Below are 22,646 nucleotides of genomic sequence, written 5' to 3'. Positions count from 1 at the left end.
CCATGAAGGACAAAGACATGAACCGTTCTGTCACTCAGGCAGCAGTACATTCCGTTAATGCGCAGTCAGATTTACGTGAGCCGGCACCGCTGCCGGCAAGTAAAAAAATCTGGCATAACCCGATGATGGTGCCTTTGCGTCCGGTCGCAGCCAGGCGACGCGGTTTCCTCGGGTTCTGTTTTTTTGTCCTGTTTTTCGCTTTGTGGTCGCTGGTGACGTTTACCGGATTTGTGTCACCGACGTTCCTGGCCAGCCCGGCCAGCATGTTGCAGGAAGGCGTCTTACTGTTTACCGATTTCGATTTCACCACCGATATCGGCATGACGGTAATGCGCGTGCTGGGCGGTTTTGTTCTGGCCTGCGCCATTGCCGTGCCGCTGGGCATTCTGATGGGGTCATACAAACTGATTGAAGCGTTCTTTGAGCCGTTCGTATCGTTTTGCCGTTATCTGCCCGCGTCAGCGTTTGTTCCGTTGCTGATCCTGTGGGCGGGTATCGGTGAAATGCAGAAAATCCTGGTGATTTTCATCGGCTCCTTCTTCCAGATCACCCTGATGGTGGCTGTGACGGTGGGTGCTGCGCGACGTGATCTGGTCGAAGCCGCGTACACGCTGGGCGCGACCAATCAGAGTGTGGTTCGCCGGGTGATTATTCCGGGTGCCGCGCCTGAAATTGCCGAACTGCTACGGCTGGTGCTGGGCTGGGCGTGGACGTACGTCATCGTGGCGGAGCTGATCGGTTCATCGAGCGGCATCGGCCATATGATTGTTAACAGTCAGGCGCTGCTCAATACCGGGCAGATGATCTTCGGCATTATCGTGATCGGCTGCATTGGTTTGCTTTCTGACCTGTTATTTAAAGCGGTAAACCGCCGCCTGTTTGTCTGGAGTTCACTGTGATGAGCTATCCGAAACTGAGTGTCCGGCAGGTGGAACGTATTTTCACCGGCCCGAAAGGCGAGAAAACCCAGGCGCTGTTGCCGGTGGATTATCAGGTTAACGAAAATGACTTCATCACCATTCTCGGGCCTTCGGGCTGCGGCAAGTCCACGCTTTTGCGCATTGTGGCCGGGCTGGATCAGCCGACACGCGGGGAAGTCTGGCTTGATGGTGAACGGGTGGACGGGCCGGGCGCGGACCGGGGCATGGTGTTTCAAAGCTACACCCTGTTTCCGTGGCTGACGGTGGAACAAAACATCCGTTTCGGTTTGCAGGAGCGTGGTGTCAGCAAAGCGGCGCAAAAAGAGCGCAGCGACTACTTTATTAATAAGGTGGGGCTGCGCGGATTTGAGCAGCATTTTCCCCGTCAGTTGTCCGGCGGCATGCAGCAGCGCACCGCGATTGCCCGTGCGCTGGCGAATGACCCGAAAATTTTGCTGATGGACGAACCTTTTGGCGCGCTCGATAACCAGACCCGCGTGATGATGCAGGAACTGCTGCTGTCGATTTGGGAATCCTCGCGTAAAACCGTGCTGTTCGTGACGCACGATATCGACGAAGCGATTTTCATGGCGAATAAAGTGGCCATTTTCAGTGCACGGCCGGGGCGGATTAAGACAGAAATTGCCGTTGATTTTCCGCACCCACGTGATTACACCCTGAAAACGTCACCGGAATTTATGGCGCTGAAAGCGCGGGTGACGGAAGAAATCCGTACCGAAACACTGCAGACGATGGATCACTGATCTCTCCCTGCGGGTAAGCATTGAACGTTGTTGTATCAGGTATTGCATAAACACCCGGCGTGCTGAGGCCTTAGCCGGGTTTACTTCCCGTTTCACTTGTCTATACAGGAATAGATTATGGCTTCTTCATCCACCGATTTAACCCTTTGCCGCCTGCAACCGGGCCACGTTGATCTGCCGATGCTGCGCAAAATTTATCAGGGCAACGTCCGCCTTGAACTGGCTGAGGAGGCACGCGCTGGCGTACTGGCTTCGCAGGAAACGGTCACCCGCATCGTCGAGTCGGGCAAAGTGGTTTACGGGATCAACACCGGTTTCGGCAAACTGGCGCAGACGCGCATTCCTGCGGAACGGCTGGCTGAGCTGCAACGTAATCTGGTGCTGTCACACAGCGTCGGTATCGGCAAGGATCTGGCGGATAACGTGGTGCGTCTGGTCATGGCGACCAAAGTCCTGAGCCTGTCGCGCGGCCATTCCGGTATTCGTATTGAAGTGATTGATGCGCTGATTACCTTGTTCAACGCGGGCGTGTATCCGTGTATCCCTGAGAAAGGTTCGGTCGGTGCGTCCGGCGATCTGGCCCCGCTGGCGCATCTTTCCCTGATGCTGATTGGTGAAGCTCAGGTCACGGTGAAAGGCGAAAAAATGTCGGCCATCGCAGGGCTGGCGACCGTGGGTCTGGTGCCGTTTGAACTCGGCCCGAAAGAAGGGCTGGCGCTGCTCAACGGCACGCAGGTTTCAACCTCTCTGGCATTGTCCGGTTTGTTCGAAGCGGAACGCGTATTCTCTGCCGGGCTGGTGGCGGGTGCGCTGTCGCTGGAAGCTATTAAAGGTTCGGTGAAACCGCTCGATTCACGCATTCACGAAGCGCGCGGGCAGCAGGGGCAGATCAGCGTGGCGGCGGCGCTGACTCAAATTCTGACCGGCAGTGACATTGTCACGTCTCACGCCGATTGCGGGCGTGTACAGGATCCGTATTCCATCCGCTGCGTACCTCAGGTGATGGGCGCTTGCCTGGACAACCTGCATCACGCGGCGCGAATTCTTCGCATCGAAGCGAATGCCGCGTCAGACAATCCGCTGGTCTTTTCCGAAAATGGTGATGTGATTTCCGGCGGTAACTTCCATGCTGAACCGGTGGCATTTGCTGCGGACATCATCGCGCTGGCGGTGGCGGAAATTGGTGCGATTTCAGAACGCCGCATGGCGCTGCTGCTTGATACCGGCCTTTCCGGTTTGCCCCCGTTCCTGGTGAACGACGGCGGTGTGAACTCCGGTTTCATGATTGCGCAGGTGACGGCGGCGGCGCTGGCGTCAGAAAACAAATCGCTGGCACATCCGGGCAGCGTTGACAGCCTGCCGACTTCCGCAAATCAGGAAGACCACGTTTCAATGGCGACCTACGCTGCACGCCGTCTGGGCGACATGTGCTTTAACACCAGCGTCGTCGTGGGCATCGAAGCCATGGCGGCCGCACAGGGGATTGATTTCCACCGTCCGCTGCAAAGCTCCGTGACGCTGGAAAACGAAATGAAGGCCATCCGTGAAAACGTCGCGTTCCTTGAAAAGGATCGCCTGATGGCACCGGACGTAGAGATGATGCGTCTCTGGGCGTCCCGTGAACACTGGCCAGCGGCGATTGAAGCGCTGCTGCCAAGCTTTGTTTGAACACAAGCTTTGCCTGATTATTTTTGAACTAAAACACCCTATTTGAGAGAAGGAACCGACGATGAACGCTCCACAAAAAACGGCTGTTGCCCGCGTTGTTCGTGCGCCGCACGGGACTGAACTGAGCTGCCAGAACTGGCTGATTGAAGCCGCGTACCGCATGATCCAAAACAACCTTGATCCGGATGTCGCTGAGCGCCCGGAAGATCTGGTGGTTTACGGCGGGATTGGTAAAGCGGCGCGTAACTGGCCCGCGTTTGAAGGCATTCTGGAAAGCCTGCGCCAGCTGCGTGAAGACGAAACGCTGCTCGTTCAGTCCGGCAAACCGGTCGGCGTATTCCGCACCCATACCGATGCGCCGCGCGTGCTGATTGCCAACTCCAATATCGTGCCGCACTGGGCAAACTGGGAGCATTTCCATGAGCTGGATAAAGCCGGGCTGATGATGTATGGCCAGATGACCGCCGGTTCGTGGATTTACATCGGCGCACAGGGCATCGTTCAGGGCACTTATGAAACCTTCGCAGAAGCAGGACGTCAGCACTACAACAGCGACCTGCGCGGCAAGTGGATTTTAACCGCCGGTCTGGGCGGCATGGGCGGCGCACAACCGCTGGCGGGCGTTCTGGCCGGTGCGTGCGTGCTGGCGATTGAATGCCAGGAATCGCGTATCGATTTCCGTCTGCGTACCCGTTATGTCGATTACAAGGCGCACAGCATTGATGAAGCGCTGGCGATGATTGAAAAAGCCTGCGCCGAGAAGAAAGCCATTTCCGTCGGTCTGCTGGGCAACGCGGCTGAACTGATGCCGCAGCTGGTGGCGCGTGCGAAAGAAGGCGGTTTGCGTCCGGATATCGTCACCGACCAGACGTCTGCGCATGACCCGCTGAACGGTTATTTGCCGGAAGGCTGGAGCCTGGAAAAATGGCAGGAAGCCCGTAAATCGGATCCGCAATCGGTGGTGAAAGCGGCAAAAGCCTCGATGGCGAAACACGTTCAGGCGATGCTGGATTTCCACGCGATGGGCATTCCTACCGTGGATTACGGCAACAACATCCGTCAGGTGGCGAAAGACGAAGGCGTCACCAATGCCTTTGATTTCCCAGGCTTTGTGCCTGCCTATATCCGTCCGTTGTTCTGCGAAGGCAAAGGCCCGTTCCGCTGGGTGGCGCTTTCCGGTGACCCGGAAGATATCTATAAAACCGACGCCAAACTCAAAGAGCTGTTCCCGGATAACGCCAACCTGATCAACTGGCTGGACATGGCGCGCGAGCGCATTGCCTTCCAGGGTTTACCGGCGCGTATCTGCTGGCTCGGTCTGGGCGAGCGTCATATTGCCGGGCTGGCGTTCAACGAAATGGTGCGCAACGGCGAGCTGAAAGCGCCGGTTGTCATTGGCCGCGACCATCTGGATACCGGTTCTGTGGCCTCGCCAAACCGTGAAACCGAAGCCATGAAAGATGGCTCCGATGCGGTTTCCGACTGGCCGCTGCTCAATGCGTTGCTCAACACCGCGGGCGGCGCGACCTGGGTCAGCCTGCACCACGGCGGCGGCGTCGGCATGGGCTTCTCGCAACATGCGGGTATGGTCATTGTGGCGGACGGCACTAAAGAGGCCGATGCACGCCTTTCGCGCGTTCTGTGGAATGACCCGGCAACAGGCGTTATGCGCCATGCCGATGCCGGTTATGAACAGGCCAAAGCCTGTGCGGAACGCAATGACCTGAACCTGCCGATGTTATGAAACTCGTTTGGGTAAATAATTAATACAGCAGTAAGTAAATTGAACAAAATCAGCGGGCAGTGGCGCAGGTCGCTGCCCGTTTTGTTTCTAAAAACATCTGAAAATGCGTAAAAAAGTGGCGTAAAACCGCGCAGACTTCCTGCATACTCGGGAACAGAATCTTTACAGCACGAGGTAAAAGATGGCTTCAGATTCGATCGTTTTTGATGCAGCAAAAGAGTGCCTGAAAAATCTGGCAAGGCCCGCATCACGGGCGCTGGGCGTATATAACGCCGGGCTTTCAGCCGACGCTGTACAGCAAAAATATGGCGTAGCCCGTATCGCCAAACTGGCGAGCAATGAAAACCCGCTGGGTGCCAGCCCGAAAGTCATCGCAGCACTTGAAGCCGATGCCCGTTTCAGCGCGATATATCCTGATGCCTCGAGCGCGGTATTGCGTGCGGCGCTGGCGGAAGAAACCGGCGTCAGCGCGGAAAATATTGTGGCCGGTAACGGTTCTGAAGACATTTTGCACATGCTGGCGCTGGCCTTTCTCAACCCCGGAGACCGCGTCGTCACGCTGATCCCGTCTTTTGGTTTACATGAAATTTTCCCGCGCATGATGGGAGCAGACGTCACGCTGGTGGGCGTCAGTGCGCAGCAGCAGTTTGACATTGAGGCCTGGGAACAGGCGCTTTCCACACCCGCCAAAATGGTCATTTTCAGCAATCCGTCTAACCCGGTGGGCTGCATGCTGGGGCGCGAAGGATTTGCCCGCATTATCGATGCCGCACCGCAGGATTGCGTGCTGGTGATTGACGAAGCGTATTTCGAATATTGCGAAAACGAGCCGGATTATCCGGACAGCCTGCGCGTGCTGGCGGAGCAATCGCGCCCGTGGATTGTGTTACGCACCTTCTCGAAAGCCTACGGTCTGGCCGGTTTGCGAATTGGCTACGGCTTAGCCAGCCATCCTGAACTGGTGAATCTGCTCGACCGCGTCCGCACGCCGTTCAACATCAACCGCTCGGCGCAAACCGCCGCCGTTGCGGCGTTGCAGGACAAACAGCACGTACGTGACAGCATTGCGCTGGTCACCGCACAGCGTGAAAAAATGGCCGCTGAGCTGACGGATCTGGGCTTTACCGTTGCGCCGTCGCACGCTAATTTCCTGTTCTTTGACTGCGGTCAGCCGAGCGCGGAACTGGCACAGCGATTGCTGACTTATGGCGTCATTATCAAACCGTGGCGCGAAACCGGTTATGAAAACTGGATCCGCGTTTCAGTCGGCAATGAGCAGGATAACCGGCAGTTTATGCAAAGCCTGAAATACATTCTGGCGGAGGAAGCCGCGTGAAGCGTGCTGCGTTAAACATTGAGGAATTGCGCCGTCAGGCCCGGTGCGCGTTGCCGCGTTTCGCTTTCAGCTATCTGGAAGGCGGGGCGGATGATGAACAAACGCTGAAAGATAACCGTGAGGTTTTTGCCCGCTGGCGCTTTATTCCGCCGGTGCTGACGGATTCCAGCCAGCGCGATTTATCCGTCACGCTCTGCGGGCAGACGCTTTCTGCGCCGCTGCTGATTGCACCGACCGGTTACAACGGTATGCTGCGTTTTGGCGCAGACGCCATGCTGGCGCGCACGGCTAAACGCGCCGGGATCGGGTATATCCAGAGCACGGTATCCACGGCGTCGATTGAAGAAATCGCGGCGGAAAACCTGCCGCAGCACTGGTTTCAGCTGTACGTATTAAAAGATCGCACGGTGACGACCGGCCTGCTGGATCGTGCCAAAGCCGCCGGATGTACCACGCTGGTGGTGTCCGTCGATGCCGTCCATTTCGGTAATCGCGAAAAAGATAAACGTAACTACCGTCGGCCAATGAAGCTTTCGTTGTCGAGCCTGGTGGATGTTGCGCTTCATCCCGGCTGGGTGTGGCGGACGCTGAAACCGGCAGGTATGCCCGGTTTTGGTAATTTAAAACCTTACGTGCCTGCGGATAAACAGCGCGGCGCGGGCGGGGCGAGCTACTTTTCGGAGCAGATGGATACCCGCCTGAACTGGGAAACGCTTGCGTGGATCCGCAGCCAGTGGCAGGGCGCACTGCTGATTAAAGGCATTCTGGCTCCGGCCGATGCGCAACGTGCGCTGGACGCGGGCGCGGACGGCATTGTGCTGTCCAATCACGGCGGACGACAGCTTGACGGTTCGGTCAGTGCGATGGAAGTTCTGCCGGAAATCCGCCAGTTATGTGGCGCAGATGCCACTCTTCTTATCGACAGCGGTTTCCGTCGCGGTACGGATGTGGTGAAAGCGCTGGCGCTGGGTGCGAATGCCGTCTTGCTGGGGCGACCGATGCTCTACGGCGTGGCGGCGGCGGGCGAAGCGGGCGCGCAACGTGCGCTGGAGATTATCTTGCAGGAAGTTGACCGCACGCTGGCACAGCTGGGTTGTACGTCGGTGAATCAGCTGGGGCCGCATTTGCTGCGTTCTCAGTGTTAAAGCGCACAAAATAAAAACACTAAACATCCTCAGAATTTTTAACCTGAATCAGTCAAACACACGCATCACGGAGAGGCAGTTATGCAGGCACAGAACATCATCTTCCCGGCGCAAATTCTGCGCGGCCCCGGTGTTATTTCTCAGCTTGGCGATATTTGTGCGTTGCTGGGCAAACGCGCGCTGGTGATTGGCGGGCATCAGGCCCTGATGGCGGTGGGCGATAAAATTCGTCATCAGCTGGAAGGCTGTGCGGTGGAACTGGTGGGCAGCGAATGGTTTGGCGGTGAAAGCAGCGAAAGCAATATCACGCGTCTGGCGAAAGCGGTGAAAGACAAAAAGGCCGATATCGTGATTGGCGTGGGTGGCGGGAAATCTCTCGACACCTGCAAGGCCGTCGGGGTGGAAACCAATGTGCCGGTGGTGACGATTCCCACCATTGCGGCGACCTGCGCCGCCGTGACGCCGCTGACTATCCGTTATCACGATGACGGGCATTTCCGTGATTTATTCCCGCTGCCGCAGGCACCGGCGGCAGTGATTATCGACAGTGACATTCTGGCTGCCGCGCCGTTGCGCTGGCTGGCTGCGGGGCTGGGCGACACGCTGGCAAAATGGTACGAATTCCGCGCCATCAGCAGCCATCACGGCCCGTTAAGCGGCGTGGCACGATCGTCGAGCGCTAACAGCCGGATTTGTTATGACCTGATCGAATCTTACGGCCCGGCCGCCTGTGACGCGGTGCGCGCCGGTAAACCGAACGCCGAACTGGATCAGGTACTGGACGCCATTTTCATGTTTGCCGGTCTGACCTCGCTGATGAGCAGCGGGGCCCATGCCGCCGCATCCCACGCGATATATGAAGGCTTCACCGTTTGCGATAAAACGCGTGAATTCGGCCACGGTTTGCTGGTCGGTTTCGGTAATCTCTGCCTGCTGGCGCTGGAAAACCGCAGCGACGAAGAGCTGATGGAAGCCATCAGACTCGCCCACGCCTGCGCCGTGCCGCTGCGTCTGAGTGAAATCGCCGATCTGAACGCCGAAGAACTCGACAGCATCGTGGAGGCCTCGCTGCACGCACCGGATATGGCGAATATGCCGGGGCCTGTGACGGCAGGGGGATTGTATGAGGCGATTTCGCGGGTAGAGGCAATGGCGGATCTGATTTGATCTTTTTGGGGTAGCGGCCTGAACGGGTTTTAAATTTAATTTCAAATTCAAAATCAAGACCTTGGGCTCGCCGCCCAAACTGGCCCAAAGGGCGCGTTAACGCGCGCGCCCTCTGGACACCCGCGCTTTTTAACTGCGCGCTGCCGCTCGCTGGCTATGTTTCAGCAACTCCGGCTAGTGCCGCAAACGCCGCCGCTGCGCGGTACTCTCGCCTCGGGTTCGAACCGGCTCGAAAAAAGACTCTCGCTGTTTCTCACCACTCACTCGACGTCGTTTTGAAAACGGCTACTGGCTATGTAATTCGTAAGATACATGCAGGCTGGATTTTGATTTGCTCCTTCCCCTTGGCAAGGGGAAGGTCGGGATGGGGTTCGAAATGGCAACTTTAAAGGTGAGTTGTTTGCAAAACCCCCTCCCAACCTCCCCCTTAGCAGGGGGAGGAGCAGAGCAGCAACTCGCAAAAGCTTGCAGATTTACTTAGCCAGTAGACGCTTTCAGAAAGCTTGCTGAGTGAGAGTTTCGAGACCGTGGGCTCGAAGACCGAAACGAAGGAACCGCGCAGCGGCAAGTTTTCGCGGCAATAATTGTGGCCGCTGAAACAGTGCCAGCGAGCGATAGCGCGCAGTGAAAGAGCCCGGGATTTTCAAGGGGTGCGGCGATAGGCGCCCCTTGAAGCCGGTTTGGGTGGCAACCCAAGGTTTTGACCTGAGCGAGCACCGCCATTAATAAACCGAAATTTTCTCGATCATTTGTCAGCGCAAAAGCTGCAAGCGTTCAGATCCCCGCTAAATACCCCCATCCACGTATAACACCTGTCCGGTGATATACCGCGCCGCTTCGCTGCTTAAAAACACTGCCGCGCCTGTCAGGTCGTCGAGTTCTCCGAAACGCCCGAGCGGGATTTTCCCCTGCATTTGCTGGCACCAGTCGGCGTTTTCGTAAAACTCGGCCGTCAGGTCGGTTTTAAAATATCCCGGGCCGATGCCGTTAACGCGAATGTTTTTTGCGGCCCATTCCGTGGCCAGTGTGCGGGTCAGACCGGCCATGGCGGATTTCGACGCGCCGTAAGCGGCGGCACCCGGTACGCCGACCTGGCTGGTGAGCGAGCAGAGGTTGAGGATGCTGCCGCCGCCGTTTTCGGCCATCAGCCGTGCCGCGGCCTGTGCGCAGAAAAATGCGCCTTTAAGGTTGGTGGTGAGAATGGTGTCCCAGAGCGCTTCGTCAACGTCCATCGACGGGCAAAGGTGTTCGGTTCCGGCGTTGTTGACCAGCACGTCCGGCGGTGCGGGCAGTGAGGCAAACGCGGCGGCGAAGGTGGCGGGTTGCGTGACGTCGAGCACCAGCGGAAAAGCCTCCGCGCCAGACTGACGGATTTCCCCGCAGACGGCATTTATCGTGACGTTGTCACGCCCGCTGACAATCACGCTGGCACCGGCTTTTGCCATGCCGAGCGCCAGCGCTTTACCGATGCCGCGCGAGCTGCCGGTGATCAGCACCCGTTTGCCTTGCAGAGAGAACTGTTGCAGGGAAAAGGCCGTGCTCATTGCGCTTTCTCCGCCGGGCTGATGCCGGCCAGCCAGTCGCTGAATTCATCCGTATCTTCCACCGGCTGGCTGCCCAGCATGACGGCCATCGCCAGGCCGAGGGCGGAACTGGTTGGCGTATGCCCGCTGAAACCGCCTGCGCGGAGATCCAGAACCAGCGTCGGGCAGCAGAACATGGCGAGGCGGAAAATCCGCTGCCAGTGCGGCGGTAGCCAGCCACGGCGGGCGAGCTGACCGAGCAATGGCTGCCAGTATTCCTCGCCTTTGTCGTGCAGGAAGGCGGCGCGCAGCGGCGTCAGTTGCCAGTTGTGATCCACATACAGCGTATCGCCACGGCGCATGACCGTGACTTTGTACAGTTCGCCGCAGCGTGCGGGTTCATACAGCCACAGCGGATGCGCAAAAATGTTGTGGAAGGTGGCTTTGATTTCCGCCAGCAGCGCCGGAATGTTGCGCCCGGCGAACGCGGGGTCGAAACTCACCAGTTGCGGAATTTCTTCCGACGTGTCGTACCAGACGTTGGCGTTGTGCGCGTCGCCGTGGGCGGTGATGACGCCGTGATCGGCCAGTGCCGCGGGCGCGAGGCGCGTTCCCGCTTCGGCGAATAATTGCCGCAGGCTGTGTTCATACGCCACGCCGTTGATGACCCAGCGCAGGTTGCTCAGCGTTTGCCATTCCAGCTCTTCGTCTTCGAGCCGGAAGGTTTTGCCGACATAAAAACGCGCAACGCGGCCACCGAAACCGGCGGGAATTTGCGGGTTGTCCGGGGAAACCAGCCGGTGATGGAACAACTGGTGAATCGGCTCTGCGGAAACGGCGTCTACCGAACCGGCTTTCAACGTCGGTAGCGTTTGGGTCAGAATGTCGCGGTCGGCGCGGCGCTGGGCTTCTTCGATTTCGGCTTCCTGATCCCACGCCTGTTGCTGTTCGATATCCCGGCAGACATCCGCCATGCGCCGGTCGTGGCGCAGGGTATACATCAGAATCTGCCGCCCCGGTTCGCCGCAGGCATACACCGGCACATCGACCCGAAAGCCGGTTTCACGCAGCAATTCAGCGTTGTAATACTCTTCGATGGTTTTATCTTCGCCTTCTTCATTGTGATATTTGAAGAACAGGGCGCGGCCATCGTCGAGCGTCACCGTACCGTTGAGGGAATTCAGGCTGTACTGGTCGCGGTTGATGGTAAGCTGACCGGCCGCCACGCCGGTGACTTCGCCAATCAGCTGTCGCAGCGCATCCGCCGCTTTTTGCCATTCTCCTGCGTGGACTAACTGACGCGCCTGCGCGGCCAGCGGTTCACTGCCCGTCAAATTGCTCATCGTTATTGGCCTTTTTTGTTGAGGATCTCAGTGCGTACTGCCGATACCGCCAGCGCGTGGCCGGGGAAGCCTTCGTACAGCGCGAACGCGTGGGCTTTTTCAGCCAGCGGCGCGTAGCCTTCGCGGGTCACGTAGCCGATAGAAATGCGTTTCATGTAATCGAAAACGGACAGCGGGCCGACGGTTTTCGCCGCACCGTTGGTCGGCAGGACGGCGTTCGGGCCGAGTACAAAATTCCCCAATGTGATCGGCGTGTAGTTGCCGAGCAGGATTTCTCCGGCATTGCGGATTTTGCCCATCACTGCCATCGGTTCTTCGGCAAGGATTTCCAGATGTTCCGGCGCGTACTGGTTGACAAACTCAACGGCAGTGTCGAAATCGGGCGTCAGCACCACGCCGCCGTGCGTACCGCATAAAACGGCCTGCGAGAAACCGGCGCGCTTTTCGCCGATTTGCGCCCAGTAGCCGGGCAAGGCGGCAATGGCTTCTTCGGCCACGCGGCGGCTGTTTGTCACCAGATACGCCGAGGAGTCCGGCCCGTGTTCGGATTCGATGATCAGGTCTAAGGCCGCCAGCGCGCCGTCCACGCTGTCATCGGCCAGAATTAAGCTTTCGCTGGGTCCGGCGGGAATGCCCGGATCGATAAGGTTTGATAACTGGCGTTTTGCCGCCACAACCCAGGGGCTGCCCGGCCCGACGATTTTCAGGCATTTCGGCACGGTTTCGGTGCCGAATGCCACGGCCGCCACGCCCTGTGCGCCGCCGCATTTATAGACTTCGGTGATGCCCACCAGCCTTGCAGCGACCAGCGTGGCGTCGTCCACTTTGCCGTCCGGCCCCGGCGGAGTGATGACAATGGCGCGTTTGACGCCAGCCACCACCGCCGGGATCGTGGTCATCAGAAAGACGCTGGGGAACGAGCCTTTGCCGCGCGGCACGTAGCAGGCGACGGAGTCGATCGGCACGTGGCGGTCACCGGCAAATGCGCCGGGGCGGATTTCTTTCATCCACATGTCTTCGGGTTTCTGCGCTTCGTGGAATGCGCGGATGTTTTCCACCGAGAAACGGATGGCTTCGATCACCTGCGGGTCAAGGCGTTCAAACGCCGTGGCGAACTCGGAATCTTCCGCCATGATGCTCATTTCCGGCGCAGTGACCGCGTCGAAATCGCGGGCAAAGCGTTGCAGGGCGGCGTCGCCTTCGGTGCGCACGGCCTCGATAATCGGTGCCACACGCTCGATGAAAAAGGATAAATCCGCTTCGGTGCGCTGGAATAACGCCGGTGGCAGGTCGGTCGAATCGCTCAGGTCATGAAACGTCACAGCGTGAAAAGGTGCAGACATGGTAAATCTCCGGTGATCAGGCCAGCGCGGCGCGGGTATGGCCGCTGCGGATAGTGTGGAGAACCTGACGTTGCAGGTCAGTGAATTCAGGGCTGGCGGTCAGCTCTTCGCGGCGCGGACGCGGCAACGGCACATCAAACGTTGCCTGAATCGTGCCCGGTCCCATCACCACGATGCGGTCGGAAAGATACACCGCTTCTTCAATGTCGTGGGTGACGAACATCACCGTCAGCCGGTGTTGCTCCCAGATACCGGTCAGCAGTTCCTGCATCTGGTGACGCGTCATGGCGTCGAGCGCGCCGAAAGGTTCGTCCATCAGCAATATTTTCGGGCGATAGGACAATGCGCGCGCAATCGCCACGCGTTGTTTCATGCCACCGGAAAGCTCGGACGGCCAGGCGTCGGCAAACGCCGTCAGCTGAACCAGTTCGAGATGCTGATCGGCTTTTTCGCGGCATTCCGCCCGGCTGAACCCGGCGGCTTTGAGCGCAAATTCGATGTTCTGCCGCGCCGTCAGCCAGGGTAATAACGTATAGGACTGAAACACCACGCCACGGTCGATGCCCGCACCGCGGATGGTTTGCCCGTCAACCTGCACGTCGCCGCTGTCGTAATCCTCAAGCCCGGCAGCAATCGACAGCAGGGTGCTTTTGCCGCAGCCCGACATGCCGACGATCGAAACAAATTCGTTGTCCGCCAGCGTCAGGCTGATGTCGTGCAGAACTTCGCGCGTCTGTTTACCGACCTGAAAACTTTTGTGTAAATGAGAAATGGTTAAAACCGACATCACGCACGCCTCTTGTTGTAGCGGAACAGTACGCGCTCGGCGGCACGCATAATCTGGTCGCTGATTAACCCCAAAATCCCCAGCAGCAGGATGTAACCGATGATTGTGTCGGTCTGGAAGAAGCGCTGGGACACGACGATGCGGTAACCCAGCCCGGAGGTGGAGGCCACCAGTTCGGCCAGCACCAGCCACGTCCACGCCCAGCCGAGGCTGATGCGCAGTGCGTCCCAGATGCCCGGCAGCGCGCCCGGTAAAACGATGCGGAAGAGGATTTTGCGATCCGGCATACCCAGCGTGCGGCCTAAACCGACGAAATCCACCGGTACGCGTTTCACGGCGTCGATCACCATTAACACCTGCTGGAAGAAGGTGCCGATCCAGATGATCAGGAATTTCTGCACGTCGTCGGTACCGGTCCACAAAATGGTCAGCGGCACGAACGCCACCACCGGCATATAGCGAATGAAATCCACCAGCGGTTCGGTCAGGGCTTTGAATAAACCGTAACAGCCTGCCAGCACGCCAATCACAATCGACATCACCGAGGAAATGGCGAAGGCAATACTGATGCGGTAGAGGCTGCTTTTGACGTCACTCCACAGCGTGCCGTCCTGCGCCAGTGACACCATTTTCAGCCACACATCGGTGAGTTTTGGCAGGAAAATCGGCGGAATGGCGCCGCTGCGGGTCGCCAGACCCCACGCCAGAAACAGGACAACGAACAGCGCCACGGCGATGCCGACGAACAATTTGCGCGACGGCAGGCGACCAATCACCATCAGATTGAGCGGTTTACGGCGCGAACTCATGGCAGGTTGTTCACAAAGCTGGCGTCAATCACCTGCGCGGCGGTGACCGGTTTTGGGATTAGCCCGGCGGCGGTGGCGGCTTTCAGCACATGCGCAAACGTCTGGTCGGAGAACGAATGGCTGATCACCTGTTTGTTTTCGGCCAGTGAATAATATTTCACGCCGTCAAACGCCGATTCTAAATCCGCGGGTGTGGCACCCACGGCTTTGGCGATCAGGGCGCGGTCGGCGGCGGTGTTGGCCTGATAATGGGTCAGGGCGGCGTCCCAGCTTTTAATCAGCGCGGCAATCTGGCCCGGTTTTTCTTTCAATACGGAATCGCGAACCACCAGAACGTCGCCGATCAGGCCCGGATCGGAAGAACCGCTGTAGAGCATTTTCAGCGACGGATCCTGTTTTCTGGCGGCAGAAATGTACGGCTCGTAAGTCACGGCGGCGGTGACGCGTTTGGCAATCAGCGCGCTGCCTGCGGAATCGGCAGGCATCGGCACCGGCGTGATATCACTCCATTTCAGCCCGGCCGAATTGACGGCGCTGTGCAACAGAATGTCGCTGGTGGTGCCTTCTTCAAACGCCACCTGTTTGCCTTTCAGGTCTTTCAGCGTGGCGATATCCTTGCCGACCAGCAGGGCGTCGGCGGTTTCGCTCTGATCGAGCAACAAGACGACTTTCACCGGCAATCCGGCGGAAACCATCGCCATCGCGGTGTGCGTGGCGATGTTCGCGCCGTCAATCTGTCCGCTGGCTAACGCGGCGTTGATGTCTTTATCTTCGGCGAAGTTAATGATGTCGACCTTTTCCAGCCCCTGCTGTTTAAAAATGCCCTGACTTTGTGCGACGTGCCACTGACCGTAGCCCAGCCAGGGTTCGATACCCATTTTGAAGGTCCCGGCTTCCGGCGCTGTCGTTGCCGCGCCAGCACTCAGGCTGAACGTGGTAAGTGCGCCAAGGCAACAGGCCAGCGCGACTTTGTTTTTTAAGGTATTTAAGGTCTGAGAAGGTGACATGGTGATCCTCGCATGGTGTTGAAAGAGAGAAAGACGGCTAATAGAAATCCTAATGTGCAACCCTGTATAGACAAGTGAGTAAAGCAATTACTGCGCCACAGTTGAATTCACGGAAGGAATTCAGGCAGGGCATTGATGTTATACATTTTGGTATAATTAATGAGAAGAAGGTAAACGGATTTATAATTAAAAGTGATAACCCGCACCATAATATGACTTTGATTGCTCCGTGGGAGAGCAAGGTTTTGGTTTTTTGATTTCAAAACTAAAACTAAAACCTTGGGTTGCCACCCAAACCGGCCTCAAGAGGCGCCTATCGCCGCGCCTCTTGAGAATCTCCGGCTCTTTAACTGCGCGCTACCGCTGGCTGGCACTGTTTCAGCAACGCCAGCGAGTGCCCCAAACGCCGCCGCTGCGCGGTACTTTCGCTTCGGGTTCTAACCAGCTCGAAAACAGACTCTCGCCGTTTCTCACTCCTCACTCAACGTCGTTTTGAAAGCGGCTACTGGCTATGTAATTCGGAAGATACATGCAGGCTGGTTTTGATTTGCTCCTTCCCCTTGGTAAGGGGAAGGACGGGATGGGGTTCGAAATGGCAACTTTAAAGCTGAGTTGTTTGCAAACCCCCTCCCGACCTCCCCCTTCGCAGGGGGAGGAGCAAACCAACCAAATTTTTACTTGTCCCGCTCTGTAAGCTGGTGTCAAATCAGATGATTAGCATCCTGACGGGCAAAACCGTTAAACAGAGGAAATCCCATGTCACAGACTCTCCGCGTTGGCCTGATCGGTTATGGCTTCGCCAGCAAAACGTTCCACTCACCTTTGATTGATGGTACGCCGGGCCTTGAGCTGGCGGTGGTGTCGAGCAGTGACGCCGCAAAAGTCCATGCCGACTGGCCAAATGTCACCGTGGTTGATTCCCCTGAGAAACTGCTCGCCGATCCGTCCATCGATCTGGTGGTGATCCCGACGCCAAACACCACGCATTTCCCGCTGGCGAAGCTGGCTCTGGAAGCCGGTAAACACGTTGTTGTCGATAAACCGTTCACCGTGACGCTCGAAGAAGCCCGCGAGCTGGACGCGCTGGCGCGTGAAAAAGGCAAAGTGCTTTCTGTGTTCCACAACCGTCGCTGGGATTCTGATTTCCAGACCGTGAAGGCGCTGATCGAAGAAGGTTCACTGGGCGAGATCGTGTATTTCGAATCCCATTACGATCGCTACAAACCGCAGGTGCTCCAGCGCTGGCGTGAAAGCGATGCGCAGGGCAGCGGCATCTGGTACGACTTAGGTTCACATCTGCTGGATCAGGCGCTGCAATTGTTTGGTACGCCGGATTCGTTGCAGGCTGACCTGGCCGTGCTGCGTCCGGGCGGTAAAGCGGTGGATTATTTCAATGCCGTGATGACCTATCCGCGCCGCCGCGTGGTGTTGCACAGCACTGTGTACGCCGTGGCCGAAACGGCCCGCTTTATCGTGCAGGGCGAAACCGGCAGCTATGTGAAATTTGGTCTGGATCCGCAGGAAGATCGTCTGAAAGCGGGCGAACGTCTGCCGCAGGAAGACTGGGGATACGACAAACGTGACGGCGTGATCACGCTGAGCCACGACGGTATGCTGGCTGAGAAATCGCTGCAGACCCTTCCGGGGAACTATCCTGCCTATTACGCCGGTGTGCGCGATGCGATTAATGGCGACGGCGAAAATCCGGTTCCGGCATCAGACGCTATCCGCGTAATGGAAATGATTGAGCTGGGCATGCAATCTTCAGAACAACAGGCGACGCTGAAAGTAAAAAAATAAGCCGCCGTTAACCGATTCACTTTTACTCGTTCAACTGGCAAGGAAGGTTCATGTCCTGGTTAAAAATCGATAAATTTTTGCTGATTCTCATTTGTGTGGTTGTCGTGGCGTCGTTTTTCCCTTGTGAAGGGATCTATAAAACGATTTTCCAACATCTGACCACCGCTGCCATCGCGCTGCTGTTCTTTATGCACGGCGCGAAGCTCTCGCGTGAGGCGATTATGGCGGGGATCGGCCACTGGCGTTTGCATGTTGTGGTTTTCCTCAGCACGTTTGCGCTGTTTCCGCTGCTGGGGCTGGGCATGAAATGGCTGGTGCCGGTCGGCATTCTGACACCGACGCTGTATTACGGTTTTCTGTATCTGTGCGCGCTGCCAGCCACTGTGCAGTCGGCGATTGCCTATACGTCGGTGGCGGGCGGGAATATCCCGGCGGCGATTTGCAGTGCTTCGGCGTCCAGTATTCTCGGCGTGTTTTTATCGCCGGTGCTGGTTGGTTTGCTGATGCATACGCAGGGCGGCACCAGCGATACGCTGCACGCGATTGGCTCGATTGTTTTACAGCTGATGGTGCCGTTTATTATCGGGCATTTGTGCCGTCCGCTGATTGGTGGCTGGGTGCAGCGTCACAAGAAAATCGTGAATATCACTGACCGTTCGTCGATTCTTCTGGTGGTATACGTGGCATTCAGCGCAGCGGTCGTGGAAGGCATCTGGCATCAGATTGACGGCTGGTCACTGCTGGCGGTGCTGGGGTGTTCGATTGTGCTGCTGACCATTGTGCTGATCATCAATACGTTTGTGGCGCGGCTGTTTGGCTTCAATACCAAAGACGAAATCACCATTGTTTTCTGTGGCTCGAAGAAGAGTCTGGCGAACGGTATTCCGATGGCGAACGTGCTGTTCCCGGCGGCGGCGGTGGGCGCGATGGTGCTGCCACTGATGATTTTCCATCAGATCCAGCTGATGGTGTGCGCGGTTCTGGCGTCGCGTTACGCGAAACGTGTTGCACGTGAAGAGGCCGCTAAACTGGCGGTGAAAGAAGAAATCAAATCGGCATAACGGATTGATTGAAAAGAAAAGGGCGGGAATTCATCCCGCCCTTTTTTATGCTCTGAATTCTGGTGTTCTTAAAACGTTACGCAGACACTTTGTCGCGAATCGCCTGTTTTTCTGCGCTGGTCAGGAAGGCCATCGTCAGGCCATTTTCCTGCGCTTTGCGGATTTCATTCTGAGTCAGACCGGCGGCTGGTGCGGCAACGTTGTATTCGTTGGCGATTTCGATGCCCTGAACGGCCGGATCGTCGGTATTGATCGACGCCAGAACGCCGTGGCGCAGGAAGGTCGCCAGCGGATGTTGCTCAAACGAGGACACGGTACTGGTCTGAATATTCGACGTCAGGCACGATTCAATCCCAATCTGGTGCTTCGCCAGGAAATCCATCAGCGCCGGGTCTTGCGCGGCTTTCACGCCGTGGCCGATACGCTCTGCGCCCAGTTCACGAATTGCCTGCCAGATGCTTTCCGGGCCTGCGGCTTCTCCGGCGTGAACGGTAATACGCCAGCCTGCGTCGCGCGCACGGTTAAAGTGGCTGAGGAACAGACTGCCGGGGAAACCGAGTTCATCACCCGCCAGATCCAGCGCGGTAATGCCGTCGCGGTGCGCCAGCAAACCTTCCAGCTCTTGCAGACATGCATCTTCACCGAAAGTACGGCTCAGAATACCAATCAGACGCACGTCGATATCGTGATTTTTCTGGCCTTCACGGATGCCTTCAATCACGGCTTCCACCACGCCTGCGACCGGCAGTTTGTGGTTCATCGCCATGTAGTACGGGGAGAAACGCAGCTCGGTGTAATGCAGACCGGCTTTGGCCGCGTCTTCGACGTTTTCTTTCGCAATACGGCGGCAGGCGTCGAGATCGCCCAGCACTTTGACGCCCCAGTCCAGTTTTTGCAAAAAGCTCACCAGATCGGGTTCCGCATGCATGACCTGCACATGCGGGCGCAGGGCTTCAAGTTCACTGGCGGGCAGCGTCAGGTTAAACTGGCGGCCTAAATCGAGAATGGTTTGAGCGCGGATGTTGCCATCAAGGTGGCGGTGAATGTCGGTCAGGGGAAGGCGTGTGTCGATCATGGGGTGCACTCGTTATTATTGAAATGTGCGGGGCATTATAACTCTATTTCGTTGCGCAACAAGAATGGTTTTATTTTTGCTCCCTCCCCTGCGAAGGGGAGGGTTGGGGTGGGGTATTAATGCAAAATCAAGAAGTTGAAGAGTATTTAGATCTGATTTTTATGCTAAACCCCCTCCCTGCCTCCCCCTTCGCAGGGGGAGGAGCTTACAGCAGGGTATTAATCGCGCGAATTAACGCCTGAACGCCGGCTTCTACTTTTGAACGCGGGCATCCGACGTTCAGACGCAGGAAACCTTCGCCTTCCGTGCCGTAGGTGTAGCCCGGCATGATCGCGACTTTTTGCTGTTCGATCAGCGTTTTTTGCAGCAGTTTGTCGTCGATGTTTAGCGCTCGCAAATCAATCCAGGCAAGATACGTTGACTGCGGCGGTTGCCAGTTCAGCTGCGGGAACGCAGCGTTGAGCTGTTCCGCCACATAATGCAGATTCGCCTGCAAGTAGTCGCGCAATGCATCCAGCCATGGTTCGCCTGCGTGATACGCCGCAACGTGCGCATGTACTGCCAGCACCGCCGGAGAAGATAAACCGTCGCAGGCCTTCAGCTGATGCAGATACGCGTCACGCGGCGTTTTATGGCTGATAAAGCCGTACGCGCCGGTCAGCGCAGGAATGTTGAAGCTTTTCGAGCCGGACGTCAGCAGCGCCCATTCACCGCGCGCCACCTCGTTCCACGGCGTATGCGGGTTCACGCCCCAGACCATATCCATGTGGATCTCATCGCTGATCACCCGCACGCTGTGGCGCTCGCAAAGTGCTGCAATCAGCGTCAGTTCTTCGCGCGTCCAGACCTTGCCGGTCGGATTGTGCGGGCTGCACAGCAACAGCAGTGAACAGTCCGGTTGCGCCAGCAGGCTTTCCAGATTTTCGGCATCCAGCGACCAGTCGTTGCCCTGTTTAATCAGCGGGCAGGCCAGCAGGTTGCGCTGATTGCCATCAACCACTTTAAAGAACGCGTCGTAGGCCGGCGTAAACGTCACCACGCCGTCACCCGGCTGGCTCCACTGGCGGATAAGCTGCGCGACCATGTAAATCACCGACGGGCCATACACCACCCAGTCGCGGTCGATCGGGCTGTTAAATCGCTGCTGATACCAGTGTTCAACGGCACCGAGAAAATCGTCATGATGCCAGCGGCTGTAACCGAGCACGCCGTGTTGCAGGCGTTTTTGCAGCGCGTCCAGAATGCACGGTGCGGTGGCGAAATCCATATCCGAAATGGTAAACGGCAGTAAATCATCGCGGCCAAAACGGTCGGCGACGTAATCCCACTGCGTACACCAGGTTCCGTGACGGTCAACGACGGTGGAGAAATCAAAAGAAGCTGAGGACATTTTTTCACTCCCTGAAGAAAGCAGAAAAGGGCGACACGACGTCGCCCTGTGGATTCAGTGTTTACACTATCGCCGGTTCGGGCGTGGGCTGATTAGCGGCTTCACGGATAAGGTAATCCAGCTCATCTTTCACCGACTGCACCTGCGGGCCGATGACCACTTGCAGGTTGTGTTCGTTGAGATGAACCACGCCAATTGCCCGGTTGGCTTTCAGCGTCGCATCGTCAACCAGCGACATATCCGCCACGGAAAGACGCAGACGGGTGATGCAGTTATCGAGTGAAACGATGTTACCGGCACCGCCCAGTGCGCTTAAGATCACCGGCACGTTGTAACCGGATTTGCTGGAAGACGGCACGGCGGCGGCGGCTGGCATACTTTCTGATTCACGACCCGGCGTTTTGATATTAAAGCGCGTGATGGAGAAGCGGAAGATGGCGTAATAAGCCGCGAACCAGATTGCTGCCACCACAGGCACCAGATACCACTTGGTGGCGGTGCCGTGCAGAATACCGAAGACCACGAAATCGATGATGTTACCGTCGGTATTCCCGATGGTCACGCCCAGTACCGACATAATGGTGAAGCCCAGACCGGTCAGAATTGCGTGGATCACATACAGAACCGGCGCAACGAACAGGAACAGGAATTCGATTGGTTCAGTGGTTCCGCCGACCACACAAGCGACCACGCCGGAGATCAGCAGACCTTTAATTTTATGACGGTTTTCAGGTTTCGCGCAGTGGTACATCGCCAGTGCGGCACCCGGTAAACCCCCGAGGAAAGCCGGCATTTTGCCCTGAGACAGGAACTGCGTGGCGCTTTCAGAGAAACCGTGTGTTGTCGGGCAGGAAAGTTGCGCCTGGAAGATGGTCAGCGCACCGCTGACTTCGCGTCCACACACGTCCATTGTGCCACCGGCTTCGGTGAAGCGGATCAGCGCAACCAGAATGTGGTGCAGACCGAACGGTAACAGCAGACGTTCGCCGGAACCGAAAATCATTGGCCCGAACACGCCTGCGCCCTGAATCAGACGGCCCAAACCGTTAATCCCGGCGGCGAAGAATGGCCAGATTAACGGGATCAGCAGACCGACTAAACCGAGCACCACGGTGGTCACGATTGGCACAAAACGCGTACCGCCGAAGAACGCCAGCGCATCCGGCAGGCGAATGGTGTTGTAACGCTCGTGCAGCATGTACACGATGATACCCACGATCACCGCGCCCAGAATACCGGTGTCGATAGACTGGATACCGAGGATCATCTGGATGTTGTTGGCTTTCAGCACCAGCGGATCAACCGTTGGCAGCGTGCCGTTGGCGGTCAGGTAGAAGTTGATGGCCAGGTTCAGTACGGCAAAACCGACAAAACCGGAGAAGGCAGCAACGCCTTTGTTCTCACGCGCCATACCCAGCGGGATCGCGATAGCGAACATGACCGGCAGGAAGCTGAAGGCAAATGAGCCGACTTTGCTCATCCACACGAATATCAGTTGAAGTATCGGATTGCCCAGTACAGGCAACAGCGTAACGACATCGTGGCTGCTTAATGAGCTGCCGATACCTAGCATGATGCCGCAAAATGACAGCAACGCGACGGGCAACATGAAGGTTTTACCCAAGCTTTGGAAGAATTCCCAAAGTGTGACTTTTTGTTTTTTATTGGCAGGCATGACGGCTCCCTGAGTGGTTTGGTGTTGGCTGTGTGGTAATGGCGGCTAAGATAAAACGTTTTACCAAAACAATACGTGTTGAAACTCAC

At 57.2% G+C, this 22,646-nt stretch carries 18 protein-coding genes; 9 read left to right on the top strand and 9 right to left on the bottom strand.

Features of this window, described 5'->3' with window-relative positions:
* The first annotated feature begins 17 nt into the window (after window positions 1-17).
* From BV494_RS06290 to BV494_RS06260, 7 genes are all read left to right on the top strand, one after another.
* On the top strand, window positions 18-899 hold the full coding sequence (locus tag BV494_RS06290) for an ABC transporter permease (RefSeq protein ID WP_104924727.1): 882 nt from the start codon (window positions 18-20) through the stop codon (window positions 897-899).
* Window positions 899-1,684, top strand: coding sequence for an ABC transporter ATP-binding protein (locus tag BV494_RS06285; protein ID WP_104922082.1), 786 nt, complete (start codon window positions 899-901; stop codon window positions 1,682-1,684). The genes BV494_RS06290 and BV494_RS06285 overlap by 1 nt, the downstream gene beginning before the upstream one ends.
* Before the next feature lie 117 nt (window positions 1,685-1,801).
* Window positions 1,802-3,352, top strand: coding sequence for a histidine ammonia-lyase (gene hutH, locus BV494_RS06280; protein ID WP_104922081.1), 1,551 nt, complete (start codon window positions 1,802-1,804; stop codon window positions 3,350-3,352).
* 61 nt (window positions 3,353-3,413) lie between these two features.
* Window positions 3,414-5,096, top strand: a complete 1,683-nt coding sequence (gene hutU, locus BV494_RS06275) for a urocanate hydratase (RefSeq protein ID WP_101078818.1) — start codon at window positions 3,414-3,416, stop codon at window positions 5,094-5,096.
* A 181-nt stretch (window positions 5,097-5,277) separates the two neighbouring features.
* Window positions 5,278-6,432 carry a histidinol-phosphate transaminase gene (gene hisC / locus BV494_RS06270; RefSeq protein ID WP_104922080.1) on the top strand — a complete coding sequence of 385 codons (1,155 nt, stop codon included), beginning with the start codon at window positions 5,278-5,280 and terminating at the stop codon, window positions 6,430-6,432.
* Entirely contained in the window at window positions 6,429-7,577 is a 1,149-nt protein-coding gene (locus tag BV494_RS06265) for an alpha-hydroxy acid oxidase (RefSeq protein WP_104922079.1), read from the top strand. The genes hisC and BV494_RS06265 overlap by 4 nt, the downstream gene beginning before the upstream one ends.
* Before the next feature lie 81 nt (window positions 7,578-7,658).
* Window positions 7,659-8,744, top strand: a complete 1,086-nt coding sequence (locus tag BV494_RS06260) for an iron-containing alcohol dehydrogenase family protein (RefSeq protein ID WP_104922078.1) — start codon at window positions 7,659-7,661, stop codon at window positions 8,742-8,744.
* Window positions 8,745-9,529: 785 nt separating this feature from the next.
* Here the strand turns inward: BV494_RS06260 and BV494_RS06255 are convergent.
* From BV494_RS06255 to BV494_RS06230, 6 genes are read right to left on the bottom strand one after another with little or no spacing between them, the layout of a single operon-like run.
* On the bottom strand, window positions 9,530-10,288 hold the full coding sequence (locus tag BV494_RS06255) for an SDR family NAD(P)-dependent oxidoreductase (protein WP_104922077.1): 759 nt from the start codon (window positions 10,286-10,288) through the stop codon (window positions 9,530-9,532).
* Entirely contained in the window at window positions 10,285-11,610 is a 1,326-nt protein-coding gene (locus tag BV494_RS06250) for a hypothetical protein (RefSeq protein ID WP_104922076.1), read from the bottom strand. The genes BV494_RS06255 and BV494_RS06250 overlap by 4 nt, the downstream gene beginning before the upstream one ends.
* A 2-nt stretch (window positions 11,611-11,612) precedes the next feature.
* Window positions 11,613-12,953: a histidinol dehydrogenase gene (gene hisD, locus BV494_RS06245; protein ID WP_104922075.1), complete on the bottom strand. Its 1,341-nt coding sequence runs from the start codon at window positions 12,951-12,953 to the stop codon at window positions 11,613-11,615.
* A 16-nt stretch (window positions 12,954-12,969) separates the two neighbouring features.
* The gene (locus BV494_RS06240) at window positions 12,970-13,740 is read right to left on the bottom strand and encodes an ABC transporter ATP-binding protein (RefSeq protein WP_104922074.1); all 771 of its coding nucleotides are present in this window, start codon (window positions 13,738-13,740) and stop codon (window positions 12,970-12,972) included.
* Entirely contained in the window at window positions 13,740-14,549 is an 810-nt protein-coding gene (locus BV494_RS06235; protein WP_104922073.1) for an ABC transporter permease, read from the bottom strand. The genes BV494_RS06240 and BV494_RS06235 overlap by 1 nt, the downstream gene beginning before the upstream one ends.
* Window positions 14,546-15,556, bottom strand: a complete 1,011-nt coding sequence (locus tag BV494_RS06230; protein WP_104922072.1) for an ABC transporter substrate-binding protein — start codon at window positions 15,554-15,556, stop codon at window positions 14,546-14,548. Before BV494_RS06230 ends, BV494_RS06235 begins: the two co-directional genes overlap by 4 nt.
* Before the next feature lie 756 nt (window positions 15,557-16,312).
* Here BV494_RS06230 and BV494_RS06225 point away from each other — a divergent pair.
* The gene (locus tag BV494_RS06225; RefSeq protein WP_104922071.1) at window positions 16,313-17,356 is read left to right on the top strand and encodes an oxidoreductase; all 1,044 of its coding nucleotides are present in this window, start codon (window positions 16,313-16,315) and stop codon (window positions 17,354-17,356) included.
* A 50-nt stretch (window positions 17,357-17,406) separates the two neighbouring features.
* Window positions 17,407-18,417, top strand: coding sequence for a bile acid:sodium symporter family protein (locus tag BV494_RS06220; protein WP_104922070.1), 1,011 nt, complete (start codon window positions 17,407-17,409; stop codon window positions 18,415-18,417).
* A gap of 76 nt (window positions 18,418-18,493) precedes the next feature.
* Here the strand turns inward: BV494_RS06220 and add are convergent, their stop codons facing one another.
* The 3 genes from add to malX form a co-directional block, all read right to left on the bottom strand.
* Entirely contained in the window at window positions 18,494-19,492 is a 999-nt protein-coding gene (add, locus tag BV494_RS06215) for an adenosine deaminase (protein ID WP_104922069.1), read from the bottom strand.
* 205 nt (window positions 19,493-19,697) lie between these two features.
* Window positions 19,698-20,882: a MalY/PatB family protein gene (locus BV494_RS06210; RefSeq protein ID WP_104922068.1), complete on the bottom strand. Its 1,185-nt coding sequence runs from the start codon at window positions 20,880-20,882 to the stop codon at window positions 19,698-19,700.
* A 61-nt stretch (window positions 20,883-20,943) separates the two neighbouring features.
* Complete coding sequence (gene malX / locus BV494_RS06205) at window positions 20,944-22,557, bottom strand: maltose/glucose-specific PTS transporter subunit IIBC (protein ID WP_104922067.1); 1,614 nt, start codon at window positions 22,555-22,557, stop codon at window positions 20,944-20,946.
* Between the last annotated feature and the right edge of the window lie 89 nt (window positions 22,558-22,646).

This window comes from Rahnella sikkimica (assembly GCF_002951615.1).
In the GTDB taxonomy this organism is placed as follows: domain Bacteria; phylum Pseudomonadota; class Gammaproteobacteria; order Enterobacterales; family Enterobacteriaceae; genus Rahnella; species Rahnella sikkimica.
The sequence above is the reverse complement of the archived record's forward strand: the minus strand, read 5'-3'. Positions and strand labels throughout refer to the sequence as shown.

What these genes read in the sequence shown, in the direction of transcription:
- add (WP_104922069.1), bottom strand. Translation starts at nt 19,492, where the DNA reads ATGATCGACACACGCCTTCCCCTGACCGACATTCACCGCCACCTTGAT.
- BV494_RS06230 (WP_104922072.1), bottom strand. Translation starts at nt 15,556, where the DNA reads ATGTCACCTTCTCAGACCTTAAATACCTTAAAAAACAAAGTCGCGCTG.
- BV494_RS06260 (WP_104922078.1), top strand. Translation starts at nt 7,659, where the DNA reads ATGCAGGCACAGAACATCATCTTCCCGGCGCAAATTCTGCGCGGCCCC.
- BV494_RS06225 (WP_104922071.1), top strand. Translation starts at nt 16,313, where the DNA reads ATGTCACAGACTCTCCGCGTTGGCCTGATCGGTTATGGCTTCGCCAGC.
- BV494_RS06290 (WP_104924727.1), top strand. Translation starts at nt 18, where the DNA reads ATGAACCGTTCTGTCACTCAGGCAGCAGTACATTCCGTTAATGCGCAG.
- BV494_RS06220 (WP_104922070.1), top strand. Translation starts at nt 17,407, where the DNA reads ATGTCCTGGTTAAAAATCGATAAATTTTTGCTGATTCTCATTTGTGTG.
- BV494_RS06240 (WP_104922074.1), bottom strand. Translation starts at nt 13,740, where the DNA reads ATGTCGGTTTTAACCATTTCTCATTTACACAAAAGTTTTCAGGTCGGT.
- BV494_RS06285 (WP_104922082.1), top strand. Translation starts at nt 899, where the DNA reads ATGAGCTATCCGAAACTGAGTGTCCGGCAGGTGGAACGTATTTTCACC.
- malX (WP_104922067.1), bottom strand. Translation starts at nt 22,557, where the DNA reads ATGCCTGCCAATAAAAAACAAAAAGTCACACTTTGGGAATTCTTCCAA.
- BV494_RS06250 (WP_104922076.1), bottom strand. Translation starts at nt 11,610, where the DNA reads ATGAGCAATTTGACGGGCAGTGAACCGCTGGCCGCGCAGGCGCGTCAG.
- hisD (WP_104922075.1), bottom strand. Translation starts at nt 12,953, where the DNA reads ATGTCTGCACCTTTTCACGCTGTGACGTTTCATGACCTGAGCGATTCG.
- hutH (WP_104922081.1), top strand. Translation starts at nt 1,802, where the DNA reads ATGGCTTCTTCATCCACCGATTTAACCCTTTGCCGCCTGCAACCGGGC.
- hisC (WP_104922080.1), top strand. Translation starts at nt 5,278, where the DNA reads ATGGCTTCAGATTCGATCGTTTTTGATGCAGCAAAAGAGTGCCTGAAA.
- hutU (WP_101078818.1), top strand. Translation starts at nt 3,414, where the DNA reads ATGAACGCTCCACAAAAAACGGCTGTTGCCCGCGTTGTTCGTGCGCCG.
- BV494_RS06210 (WP_104922068.1), bottom strand. Translation starts at nt 20,882, where the DNA reads ATGTCCTCAGCTTCTTTTGATTTCTCCACCGTCGTTGACCGTCACGGA.
- BV494_RS06255 (WP_104922077.1), bottom strand. Translation starts at nt 10,288, where the DNA reads ATGAGCACGGCCTTTTCCCTGCAACAGTTCTCTCTGCAAGGCAAACGG.
- BV494_RS06235 (WP_104922073.1), bottom strand. Translation starts at nt 14,549, where the DNA reads ATGAGTTCGCGCCGTAAACCGCTCAATCTGATGGTGATTGGTCGCCTG.